Source organism: Acidovorax delafieldii (assembly GCF_007993815.1).
GTDB classification, from domain to species: domain Bacteria; phylum Pseudomonadota; class Gammaproteobacteria; order Burkholderiales; family Burkholderiaceae_C; genus Acidovorax; species Acidovorax delafieldii.
Genome location: NZ_VJWE01000013.1, coordinates 388,211 through 400,797 on the forward strand (window position 1 = coordinate 388,211; position 12,587 = coordinate 400,797).

7 protein-coding genes and 1 pseudogene are annotated in these 12,587 nt (G+C 63.5%); 5 read left to right on the forward strand and 3 right to left on the reverse strand.

What is annotated here, in order from left to right:
* Positions 1-53 precede the first annotated feature (53 nt).
* Both ATF69_RS13810 and ATF69_RS13815 read right to left on the reverse strand, forming a co-directional pair.
* Positions 54-2,471, reverse strand: a complete 2,418-nt coding sequence (locus ATF69_RS13810; RefSeq protein ID WP_146871311.1) for an IPTL-CTERM sorting domain-containing protein — start codon at positions 2,469-2,471, stop codon at positions 54-56.
* Between the two features lie 801 nt (positions 2,472-3,272).
* Positions 3,273-3,830: pseudogene (locus ATF69_RS13815) on the reverse strand (HNH endonuclease).
* A gap of 167 nt (positions 3,831-3,997) precedes the next feature.
* Between ATF69_RS13815 and ATF69_RS13820 the strand changes: the two are divergent.
* From ATF69_RS13820 to ATF69_RS13835, 4 genes are all read left to right on the forward strand, one after another.
* Entirely contained in the window at positions 3,998-5,050 is a 1,053-nt protein-coding gene (locus tag ATF69_RS13820; RefSeq protein ID WP_146871312.1) for a bifunctional riboflavin kinase/FAD synthetase, read from the forward strand.
* Positions 5,051-5,163: 113 nt separating this feature from the next.
* A complete protein-coding gene (ileS, locus tag ATF69_RS13825; protein WP_146871313.1) occupies positions 5,164-8,049 on the forward strand; it encodes an isoleucine--tRNA ligase in 2,886 nt (961 codons plus the stop codon).
* Entirely contained in the window at positions 8,049-8,552 is a 504-nt protein-coding gene (gene lspA, locus ATF69_RS13830; protein WP_108498127.1) for a signal peptidase II, read from the forward strand. Before ileS ends, lspA begins: the two co-directional genes overlap by 1 nt.
* Positions 8,553-8,783: 231 nt before the next feature.
* Positions 8,784-10,439 carry a Na/Pi cotransporter family protein gene (locus ATF69_RS13835; protein WP_015013072.1) on the forward strand — a complete coding sequence of 552 codons (1,656 nt, stop codon included), beginning with the start codon at positions 8,784-8,786 and terminating at the stop codon, positions 10,437-10,439.
* A 68-nt stretch (positions 10,440-10,507) separates the two neighbouring features.
* Here ATF69_RS13835 and ATF69_RS13840 read toward each other — a convergent pair whose 3' ends face one another.
* Positions 10,508-11,488, reverse strand: a complete 981-nt coding sequence (locus ATF69_RS13840; RefSeq protein ID WP_146871314.1) for a bile acid:sodium symporter family protein — start codon at positions 11,486-11,488, stop codon at positions 10,508-10,510.
* A 131-nt stretch (positions 11,489-11,619) separates the two neighbouring features.
* On the opposite strand from ATF69_RS13840, the gene ATF69_RS13845 reads away from it, so the two are divergent.
* Complete coding sequence (locus ATF69_RS13845; protein WP_146871315.1) at positions 11,620-12,543, forward strand: LysR family transcriptional regulator; 924 nt, start codon at positions 11,620-11,622, stop codon at positions 12,541-12,543.
* Positions 12,544-12,587: the final 44 nt, after the last annotated feature.

Genomic DNA, 12,587 nt, shown 5'->3' on the forward strand with positions numbered 1-12,587 from the left:
ACCTGCGATCGAGGTGGGCATCGGGCATGCCGCAGCAATGAAGAATAGACGGATCAGTGCGTGAGTCTGCGACCTGCAGGCAGTCGCTGCAACCCCAGAGCAGCAAGCGCCAGGGCCATCACGATGAGCGCCCACTCCGACAAGGTGGGAATGCTGGAGGCGGACACGAACGAAGCAACCACTGTGCAACTGCCTGCAATCGCATTCGTGGTGAAGGTATTCCCCACCAGACTTCCCGGGCAAGAGGTTCCACTTGTGGAAATACGCGCCACGTAGCCCGCATTGGGCGTCAGGGTGAACGTGTGTTGCGAACCCAGTGCCACCGTCTGTGCACCAGCCGCCAATATGCCACCGTTACCACCATTGACGGATGAGGTCACGGTGGCCGTCGCGTTGGTGAATGCCACGTTGAAAGTGCAATCAGCATTCACGGGGGATATGGTGTACTGGTTGCCAGAAAGCACACCAGGGCAGTTCCCGGTGATCAGCGGAGCATAGGTCGGATCGGGGTTGATGGTGTATGTCACCGTGGAGCCAGATACCACCGTTGTAGGTGTACCCGGCGTGATGGTGCCGTTAGCGCCCACCACTGGTGTGACCGTACGAACCAGCGCAAAAGTAGCAATGACGTTGGCACTAGCGCCCGACACGTTGACAGTGCAAGTCCCCGTTCCCGAGCATCCCGCCCCCGACCAACCGGTGAAAACAGAGCCCGGTGCAGCGACTGCAGACAGAATCGTCGTGGTTCCATTTGCCACGCTCATGGATGCAGATGTGCACGCAGCTGCACAGCTGAGCCCTGTTGGAACGCTGGTCACGGTGCCAGTACCCGTGCCACTTTTCGAAAGGCCTACTGCGTACAGGGTGCCTACGGCATTGGTATCCGCTGCGGCGTTGTTGGCTGCATTGCTGTCCGTGACACCCGCGGGAGCCGCGACATTCACCGTGGTGGATGTCGTGGTTCCTGCGGCACCTGCAGTACCTGTGACCGTGTATGTGACGGAGGCGCCGACCGGCAATGAGGGGGCGTCCGTGATGGAGTTCGCCCCGCTAGCGGCACCACAAGCTGCGCCAGAGTTGGCCACACAGGTCCATGCGACCGCGCCCAATCCGGACACAGTTTGCGAGACGGGCGCAGCCACCACAGCGGTAGGTCCGTTGTTGGTCACAACCACGGTGTAGGTGACTGTGCTGCCCGCCGCCACAGCTGAGACGCCTCCATCAGAAATGGTGATACCCAGATCGGTCAAAGAACTTGCCAACGGCACCACCTGGGTCTGGAACAGAGGCCCCAGGAACGCACTGGTGCCGTCAGATGCGATCTTGTAGTTGCCGTTGTTGACCACGTTGGTCGGGCTGGAGGTACTCGCACCCGACGGAATCGTGACTGTCACCGTGAACGAACCACTGGCCCCGTTGTTGAGGGTACCGAAATTGCAAACCACCGGCGCATCTGCCGTCCCCACGGTCGGCAGCGAGCAAGTACCGCCATTCGGCTGGATGGACACAAAGGTGGTATCCAGGTTGTTGCCCGATTTGGGCATCACTGCTGTCACCGTCGTGTTGTTGGATATCACCCCACTGTTATTGGTGTAGATGTAGGTGTAAGTAATCTGGTCACCCGGCTTGGCCGTGGTGGGCCCCACTGCGGTAACAGCCAGACCTTGAATGAACGCGCCGACGGAATCGAGGTACAAATGACCTTCGTGCCCGCTGGGCTGGCACCCGGCGACAATCACTTCTATCTTGACGGAGTCCCCTACGTCCAGGAAACCATTGCCGGGCGCGATATCAAAACCCTGCCAATCGGTGAACTTGTAGTCGCCCACGCCACTTTGCCAGGGAATGCCGGGCTGATTCGAGAAATTAAAAGTGGTGAACAGCGTAGTTCCCTTGGTGACATTGGTCACCTGAATGAAGAAGTACGGCTGCAAGTTGTCAGCGTGGGCGGGTGCACGCAAAACGGGTGCGGCGGCAAAACGCAAGTGGATTTTGCCGTCAGAAGGATCCACATCCGCCAGCGTCATCGTGGCTGTCTGCTCGATCGAACTGGCCTTGTCCTGGTTAGAGCCGGGATCAGCCCCGAACTGGTTGTGAACGCGCGCGACAGCATTGCCCCAACGAGGAAATTTCAACAACCCATTGGTGTTGGTGTCGTTCAGACTCTCCGAGGAGCCGCGCAGAACCGCAGACAGATCAAACGTGGATACGGGCGCCGACAAGTTCAGATGCGACTTTTGCGTCGGTGGAAATGTGGTGATCCCCCCCGTCTGCAAGTTGTAGGACTGTTTGGTCCATCCCGCAAAATCAGTGGAGTCTTCAAACCCCCCGTTGACCACACCAGCCATAGCAGCCTGGGTCATCATCACACCGCCAAGCAACGCAACTGCGGCGCTCCGCAATACGTTAGAAAAATCGCGCAGCAGCCCGCGACCGCGTGCAACCTGCACCGGCATCCAGTCGTCCTTCATGGAATTCGCTCTTTCGTTTCTTGTTTTCGATCAGGCCACCCAGTTGCAGGCGCCCCTCCCAATTGCCCCCGACGGCTAACGCTGAGCTAGCCCATTCCCGGAGCCACGGCCTCTAAAAAGGGGCCGCCACGGGAGCATAGCGAGATTCAATTAACTATTGATACATGTTTGACAATAGTTAACATTCAATCCCGCAGATAACAACACCCTGACCGGTGCACACACACAGAGCAGGCGGACAAGCGCTGGTGGACAGGGTGAAACCCCTTCACGCACGGCGCTCGATACTTCCAGGCCGGAAGCCATCCGAACGCCTTAGCAGGGCAGACGCGAAACCTGGCAAGCGCCTGCCATCCGCCGCGCTCCTTTTGAGATGGAAGCCATAGCGCCCCCTACAACCTCAAGCCCCGACCGAGGCGTCGCGAACGCGTCGGATGTACAGGTATCAGCGTGCTGCATTGACGCGCGACCGGGTCCGCATATCGATGTCTCGGAATCCGCATGCAGCCTTTTCAGGAGGGTGCACTGTCATAAAACGCAGACAACACGATGCAGGCATTGGTTCGACTGGGTGAGCTCCTGCCGGTTGCGCCCGACCAGGCCCCAGGTTTGCTCGATTGACTCGAAAAATGGGCTGGTACCGATTGGGGGTGGCAAGTGAAATCACCCAGAGCACAGGTTATGACGACCCTTCTACGGTCCCGTAGAAATGGCAAGCAAATCTCTCTGAAACGAAACACTTACAAGAACAGCTACCCACGGCAGCCACGTCAGCGGCTGCAAGGACGCGCGAAAGGAGCCCTAAGCCAGCAGGCGCGATGACTTCGGCACGTGCGCCATCAAAAACTCCATCTGATCGGCCAGGATGCGCCGGTTGCGCAAGATGAAGTCTTCCCACAGACTGGGCACATAGGGCGCATACAGCAGCGGCATGTGCGCCTGCTCTGGCGTGCGGGGGCCCTTGCGGTGGTTGCAGGGGCGGCAGGCCGTGACCACGTTCATCCAGTGGTCCTGGCCGTTGCGGGCGAAGGGCACGATGTGTTCGCGCGTCAGGTCTTCTTCGTGAAAGTGCCCGCCGCAGTAGGCACACACATTGCGGTCGCGGGCAAAGAGCTTGCTGTTGGTCAGGCTGGGCTTGAGCTCGAACGGATTGATGCTGGGCACGCCCTTGGTGCCGATGATGCTGTTGATGGCGATCACCGATTACTCACCCGAGATGGCGTTGTGCCCGCCCCGGAACCGGGCAATCTGGGCACCAGACTCCCAGCGCACTTCCCCGGCGGCGTAATGAATGACCGCCTGCTCCAGCGAAATCCACGATTGGGGCAGCCCTTGGGCTGACAGCTTCAAGACCTTCAAAACACGCCTCCTGGAACACAAAGTACACAAGGATCGGAACGCAGATGTCTCGCGGGCAGCCCTGCGCGGGGCCAGCCGTGGGTCACAATATACTCCGTTTTCATGAAAAATTGGCGTCCTGCGCTTATTGCGCTTGCACAGACCGCTATCAAAAAGATAACAAACCGATGAAGATCTTTCGCGGATTCCACCACCCTGGCATCGCTGACGCCTGCGCGCTGACCATCGGTAATTTCGATGGCGTACACCGAGGTCACCAGGCCATGTTGGCCCTGTTGAACAGCGAGGCCGCACACCGGGGGGTGGAGAGCTGTGTGCTCACTTTCGAGCCCCACCCACGCGACTACTTTGCCGGTGCACACCACAAGCCGGAACTCGCACCAGCCCGGATCGGCACCCTGCGAGACAAGCTCACCGAGCTGGCACGCTGCGGTGTGCAGCAGACTGTGGTGCTACCGTTTGACGCGCGACTGGCCGCACAGTCGCCCGAGGCCTTCATCGACGAGGTGTTGGTGCGCGGCCTGGGCGCCCGCTACGTCCTGGTGGGCGACGATTTCCGCTTTGGCCGCCAGCGAGCGGGCCACTACGCCATGCTGGACTCGGCCGGGCAAACCAAGGGCTTCGACGTAGCGCGCATGAACAGCTACGAGGTGCACGGCCTGCGCGTGTCCAGTTCCGCCGTGCGCCAAGCCCTCGCGGCGGGCGACATGGAGGCGGCGGCACGCCTGCTGGGGAGGCCCTACACCATCAGCGGCCATGTGGTGCATGGCCGCAAGCTGGGGCGCGAACTGGGCGCTACGGCGGAAGGCGCGGGCGACGGTTTTCGCACCCTCAACCTGCGGTTTGCGCACTGGAAACCCGCCGCCAGCGGCATCTTTGCCGTACTGGTCCATGGTCTCGGTGGCGAGCCCTTGCCGGGTGTGGCCAACCTGGGCGTGCGCCCCTCCCTGGACCCCAATGACGTGAACGGCGGCCGCGTGCTGCTGGAAACCCATTGCCTGCACTGGCCTGCCGAACTGGGTGCCGAAGGGGCGTACGGTAAAATCGTGCGTGTGGAACTACTGCACAAACTGCACGACGAACTGAAGTACGACAGTCTGGACGCCCTGACGACGGGTATCGCGAACGACTGTGCGGATGCGCGCGCCTACTTTGCATCGGCCCACGCCGCTCCCAACCACACCGAGACCCGGCGCCAAACCACGCGCGACCGAATTTAGGGGGCTGCCTGCGCAGCGCCTGCCCTGCAGGCACTACACCTCCCGCGTTTCGCCCCCTGTTCCCCCGCATTGCTCCGGGCCTGCCCCGGAATGCCCCGTTTTAAGGCTCCTTCATGTCCGACAACGCCAGTACCCCCGCATCCACCGCCACGGACTACCGCAGCACGCTGAACCTGCCCGACACCCCCTTCCCCATGCGCGGCGACCTGCCCAAGCGCGAGCCGGGCTGGGTGAAGGACTGGGAAGACCAGGGCGTCTACAAGCGCCTGCGCGACGCCCGCCGGGGAGCCCCCAAGTTCATCCTGCACGACGGCCCGCCCTACGCCAACGGCCAGATCCACATGGGCCACGCGGTCAACAAGATCCTCAAGGACATGATCACCAAAGCGCGCCAGCTCGAAGGCTTTGACGCGCTGTACGTGCCTGGCTGGGACTGCCACGGTCTGCCGATCGAGAACGCCATCGAGAAGAAACACGGCCGCAACCTGAGCCGCGATGACATGCAGGCCAAGAGCCGCGCGTTTGCCACCGAGCAGATCGCGCAGCAGATGGTGGACTTCAAGCGCCTGGGCGTGCTGGGCGAATGGGACAACCCCTACAAGACCATGAACCCCGCGAACGAAGCGGGCGAGATCCGCGCCTTCAAGCGCGTGATGGAGCGCGGCTTTGTGTACCGGGGCCTCAAGCCCGTGTACTGGTGTTTTGACTGCGGCTCTTCGCTGGCCGAGTTCGAGATCGAATACCAGGACAAGAAGAGCACCACGCTGGACGTGGCCTTCAAGTCGCACGACCCCGCCAAGCTGGCAGCCGCCTTTGGCCTGCCCGCATTGGTCAAGGATGCGTTTGTGGTCATCTGGACCACCACTGCCTGGACCATCCCTGCCAACCAGGCGCTGAACCTCAACCCCGAGATCAGCTACGCGCTGGTGGACACGGGCGAGCGCATCCTGCTCGTGGCCGAGCCGCTGGTGGCCTCGTGCCTGGAGCGCTATGGCCTCACCGGCAGCGTGCTGGCCTCCACCCTGGGCAAGAACCTGGGCGGCCTGGAATTCGAACACCCGCTGTACGACGTGGCCAGCGAGGACGGCAGCTTTGGCTACCGCCGCCTGTCGCCCGTGTACCTGGCAGACTACGCCACGGCCGACGACGGCACGGGTATCGTGCACTCCTCGCCCGCCTACGGTCTGGAAGACTTTAACTCCTGCCGCGCGCATGGCATGGCGCTCGACGACATCCTGAACCCCGTGCAGGGCAACGGCACCTACGCGGCCGACTTCCCGCTGTTCGGCGGCCAGCACATCTGGAAGGCCGTGCCTGTGATCATCGAAGCCATGCGCAACGCAGGCCGCCTGATGACCACCAAGGACATCACACACAGCTACCCGCACTGCTGGCGCCACAAGACGCCGGTGATCTACCGCGCGGCCGCCCAGTGGTTCGTGCGCATGGACGAGGGCGAAGGCGTGTTCACGAAGCCCGGCATGAAGCCCGCCAAGACGCTGCGCCAGATCGCGCTGGATGCCATCGAGCACACCAGTTTCTACCCCGAGAACGGCAAGGCCCGCCTGCACGACATGATCGCCGGGCGACCCGACTGGTGCATCTCGCGCCAGCGCAGCTGGGGCGTTCCCATCCCGTTCTTCCTGCACAAGGATTCGGGCGAGCTGCACCCGCGCACCATGGAAATCATGGACCAGGCGGCTGACATCGTTGAAAAGGGCGGCATCGAGGCCTGGAGCCGCGTGACGACCGAGGAAATCCTGGGCGCCGAAGACGCGCCGCACTACACCAAGAGCACCGACATCCTGGAGGTGTGGTTTGACTCCGGCTCCACCTTCAGCCATGTGCTGCGCGGCACGCACCCCGAGGTGCACCACGACACCGGCCCTGAGGCCGACCTGTACCTCGAAGGCCATGACCAGCACCGCGGCTGGTTCCATAGCTCGCTGCTGCTGGCCTCCGCGCTGGAAGGCCGCGCGCCCTATCGCGGCCTGCTGACCCATGGCTTCACCGTGGACAGCCAGGGCCGCAAGATGAGCAAGTCGCTGGGCAACGGCATCGACCCGCAGGAAATCAACAAGAAGCTGGGCGCCGAGATCATCCGTCTGTGGGTGGCCGCCAGCGACTACTCCGGCGACATCGCGGGCGACGAGAAGATCCTGGCCCGCGTGGTGGACGCCTACCGCCGCATCCGCAACACACTGCGCTTCCTGCTGGCCAACGTGAGCGATTTCGACCCGGCCAAGGACGCCGTGCCGTTCGACCAGATGCTGGAGATCGACCGTTACGCCCTCACCCGCGCATCCGAGTTCCAGGCCGAGGTGCTGGCGCACTACAAGGTCTACGAATTCCACCCCGTGGTGGCCAAGCTGCAGCTGTACTGCTCGGAAGACCTGGGCGGCTTTTACCTCGACGTGCTCAAGGACCGCCTGTACACCACGGCGCCCAAGAGCCTGGCCCGCCGCAGTGCCCAGACCGCGCTCTACAACATCACGCACGCCATGCTGCGCTGGATGGCGCCGTTCCTGTCGTTCACGGCCGAAGAGGCGTGGAAGGTGTTTGGCAACTCCGACTCCATCTTCCTGGAGACCTATGGCAACGTGGCGGGCGTGGGTGCCGGTGCCGACGAAGGCCTGTTGGCCAAGTGGGCGCGCATCCGCGAGATCCGCGATGCGGTGAACAAGGAGATCGAAGCGCTGCGCGCCGCCGGCCAGGTGGGCTCGTCGCTGCAGGCCACCGTCACCCTCACGGCTGCGCCGGAGGACCACGCACTGCTGGCCAGCCTGGGCGATGACCTCAAGTTCGTCTTCATCACCTCCGCTATTGAATTGGTAGCTGGTAGCGCTTTGCAGATCAGTGTCAAGCCCAGCTCCGACGCGAAGTGCGAGCGCTGCTGGCACTACCGCAGTGATGTGGGCAGCGATGCCGCCCATCCCACCATCTGCGGCCGCTGCACCAGCAACCTCCACGGCGACGGCGAAAGCCGGGCGCACGCGTGATGGCGCGCACAGCACAGGCCGGACGCACCGGCGCGGGCATGTGGCCATGGCTGGCATGGGCGGTGTTGCTGATGGGCGCCGACCAGATCACCAAGACGCTGATCCTCAACCACTACCAGCTGGGCGACTCCACGTTCATCACCAGCTTCTTCAACATCGTGCGCGCGCACAACACAGGCGCAGCGTTCTCGTTCTTGTCGGACGCTGGCGGCTGGCAGCGCTGGCTGTTCACCGGCATCGGCGTGGCGGCCACGATCTTCATCGTGTGGCAGCTGCGCGCGCACCCGGGCCAGAAGCTGTTCAGCTTTGCGCTGTCCAGCATTCTGGGTGGCGCAGTGGGCAACGTGGTGGACCGGCTCATGCACGGCTATGTGGTGGACTTCTTGCAGTTCCACTACGCGGGCTGGTACTTCCCGTCGTTCAACCTGGCGGACTCGGCCATCACGGTGGGTGCGGCCTGCCTGATCCTGGACGAGCTGCTGCGGGTGCGGCGCGAGCGTTGAGGCCACGCTGGCTTTGTTCCCCCTGAACGGCCCGCTGCATGCGGGCCGTGCTGTTTGTGCGCAGCAACGCACCCAGCGCCGACATGGGCATCTGCTCCAGCGCTATGGAATCAGGAGTATGCTTATGTGTCAGTTTTATGACAGCCCGGTGTGCGCGGTTCTTGCATTGGCCCCTGGGTCTGGTCATCGCAGGGTTTGCGCCCATCACAAGAAGAAGAAACAACGGTTTTCATGAAGCATCTCCTCAATCTCCTGGCAGCCGTGGCGCTGCTGATCTGGGGCACCCACCTGGTGCGCACCGGCATCCTGCGCGTATTCGGCGCCAACCTGCGCCAGCTGATTGCGCACAGTGTCAGCAGCCGCTTCACCGCTGTGCTCTCCGGCATTGGCGTGACGGCGGTGGTGCAGTCCAGCACGGCCACCGCGCTCATCGTGTCGTCCTTTGTGGGCCAGGGCCTGGTGGGCCTGCCTGCGGCGCTGGCCGTGATGCTGGGCGCCGACGTGGGCACCAGCGTGATGGCCGTGGTGTTCTCCATGGATCTGTCGTGGCTGTCGCCCCTGTTCATCTTTGTGGGCGTGGTGCTGTTCATCTCGCGCAAGGACACCGCCGTGGGCCGCGTGGGTCGGGTGCTGATCGGCCTGGGGCTGATGCTGCTGGCGTTGCGCCTCATCACCGAATCGACCACGGTGCTCACCCAGTCGCCCACCGTGCGCACGCTGCTGGGCGCGCTCACGAGCGATCTGCTGCTGGAGATTTTTACCGGCGCCATTCTGGCCATCGTGGCGTACTCCAGCCTCGCCACCGTGCTGCTCACAGCGGCGCTGGCGGGATCGGGCGGTATTCCGGCGGACGTGGCGCTGGGTCTGGTGCTGGGCGCCAACCTGGGCAGCGGTGTGCTGGCGGTGTTGACCACCATGAAGTCCAATGTGCAGACACGCCAGGTGCCACTGGGCAATCTGTTCTTCAAGATCATTGGTGTGCTCATCATGACGCCGCTCACCGGCCTGTGGCTGCAACATGTGCGGCCCTACGTGCCCGAAACCGCCGCCCTGGTGGTGCTGTTCCACCTGGCCTTCAATATCGTGGTGGGCATCGTCTGCATTGGCCTGACAGGTACGGTGGCGCGGGCCGTGCAGCGCCTGCTGCCGGTTGAAAAGGCGCAGGCGGCCGCAGGCACCCGTCCCCAGCATCTGGACCCCTCCGCCCTGGCCACGCCATCGCTCGCCATCTCATGCGCGGCGCGCGAAGCCCTGCACCAGGCCGACGTGGTCGAGTCAATGCTGCTGGGCCTGCACAAGGTGATCCGCACGGACGACCTGCAATTGGCGGAAGACCTGCGCAAGCTCGACGACGAGGTAGACGGCCTGTATTCGGCCATCAAGTACTACATGACCAAGATCTCGCGCGAGGCCCTGGACGAACGCGAGGGCCGCCGCTGGGCCGACATCATCAGCTTCACCATCAACATGGAGCAGATCGGCGACATCATCGAACGGGTGCTGATCGACATCGAGGACAAGAAGATCAAGAAGGGCCGCCAGTTCTCCGAGGCAGGCATGGAAGAGATCAACGAACTGCACGCCCGCCTGATCGACAACCTGCGGCTGGCGATGAGCGTGTTCTTGAACGGCAGCGTGCGCGACGCACAAAAGCTGCTCGAAGAAAAAGCGCGCTTTCGCGACCTGGAACACGCCTATTCGGCCACTCACCTGGCACGCCTGTCAGACAACACGGTGCAGAGCATCGAGACCAGCTCACTGCACATCGACCTGATCAGCGAGCTCAAGCGCATCAACTCGCTGCTGTGCTCGGTGGCCTACCCCATTCTGGAATCGGCCGGCGCCCTGGCGCCCAGTCGCCTGCGCACGCTCAACGAACAAAGTTGAAGCCTTTTGGGCTGCAGGCGCATATTCCCTATGCGCTTTCAGCTACATAAAATATAGCAAACTAGCGTCTACGCACTGCGCCGCGCATAGCGTTGCGCCAGCACCGCACACACCATCAGCTGCATCTGGTGGAACACCATGATGGGCAGCACGATGGCGCCCACCGCGTGCGACGCAAACAGCACCTTGGCCATGGGCACACCACTGGCCAGGCTCTTCTTGGAGCCGCAGAACACCAGGGTGATTTCGTCCTCTTTGGAGAACCCCATGCGCCGCGCAACCCAGGTGGTGGTCACCAGCGCCAGGGTCAGCAGCACGGCGCACACCACCACCAGGCCCAGCAGCGCAGACGCTGGCAGCTGCCGCCACAGCCCCTCAACCACCGCAGCGCTGAAGGCGGTGAACACCACCAGCAGGATGGAGCCCTGGTCCACCAGCTTGAGCGCGGCCGCCCGGCGCTGCACAAAACCGCCAATCCACGGACGCAGCAGGTGGCCCGCCACAAAGGGCACCAGCAGCTGCAAGGTGATGCGGCCGATGTTGGCCAGCGTGTCATGTTGCGCAGCGCCCGCCTGCTGTTGTGCCTCGGGCAGCAGCAGCCCCACCAGCAGCGGCGTGATCACAATGCCCAGCAGGGTCGATGCCGACGCGCTGCAGATGGCCGCCGGCATGTTGCCGCGCGCCATGGCCGTGAACGCAATGGCCGACTGCACCGTGGCTGGCAGCACGCACAGGTACAGGATGCCGGTGTAAAGCCCGGGCGTGACCAGCGGCAGCAGCATCGGCCGCAGCGCCCAGCCCAGCAGCGGGAACAGCACAAACGTGGTGCCCACGACCACCAGGTGCAGCCGCCAGTGCGAGAGCCCCGCCACGATGGCATCCCGCGAGAGCTTGGCCCCGTGCAAGAAGAACAGCAGCGCCACCGCAGCCACGGTGATCCCCTCCAGCGCCTGGGCCGCCACGCCCGATGCGGGCAACACGCTGGCGAGGGTGACGGTGCCCAGCAAGGCCAGGGTGAAGTTGTCGGGGAGAAAACGGGAACGGGCCATAGGTGACAGCGCAGCGGCAGCGCAAAAAATGCAAAGGGACATGGGGCACACAAACCCCAAAGACACGCATTGGACCGCAGCCTGATTCCAAAGAGAAATGGATTTCTCTGATGGATTTATGATTCGAGCGCATGAATATCACCCTGCGCCAGCTGCACGTGTTTCAGTCGGTGGCCGCCACCCGCAACTTCAGCCGCACCGGCGATGCGGTGGGACTGACCCAACCGGCCGTGAGCCGCTGCATCACCGAGCTGGAAGCCCAGCTGGGCCTGAAGCTGCTCAACCGCACCACGCGCGAAGTGACGCTGACCGATGCGGGCCAGCGCCTGTCGGCTCGCCTGCCGCGTGTGCTGGAGGAGCTGGAGAACACGCTGCTGGACGTGCGGGAACTGGCCACCGAGCGGCGCGGCCGCGTGCGTGTGGCCAGCAGCCCCACGCTGTCGGCCAACCTCATGCCCGACTGCATCGCCGAATGCCAACGCACCCTGCCGGGGCTGGAGCTGGTGCTGCTGGACCGCATCCAGAGCGCGGTGCTGGCCAGCGTGCTGTCGGGCGAGGTGGACTTTGGCGTGGTCATCGACCCCAGCGAGCGCGAGGCGCTGCACTGCGAGACCATCCTCACCGAACCCTTTTGCCTGGCCTGCCCGCCCGACCACCGGCTGGCGGGCAAACGCCAGGTGCGCTGGACCGACCTGCAGGGCGAAGCGCTGGTGCTGCTGGATCACGAATCCGGCAGCCGCCGCCTGATCGACCGCGCCCTGGCCGAGCACGGCGTGACGTGCACAGTGGCTCAGGAGGTGGGCCACCCCACCACCATCTTCCGCATGCTGGACGCAGGCCTGGGCATCTCGGTGATCCCCACCCTGGCGCTTCCGCCCGAAGGCCTGGCACGGCTGGCGGTGCGCCCCCTGGTGCCGCGCGTGGACCGCGAGATCATGCTGGTACACCGGAGGCACCGCGCGCTCTCGCCCATGGCGCAGGCGGCCTGGGATCTGGTGAAGGCGGTGGCGGTGCAGCGCCATAGCACGCAGGTTCTTAGCAACAAAGGCCGTTGAAAAAACTTCCAACGTATCTGCATGGGCATCTTCAGCTGCTTGAT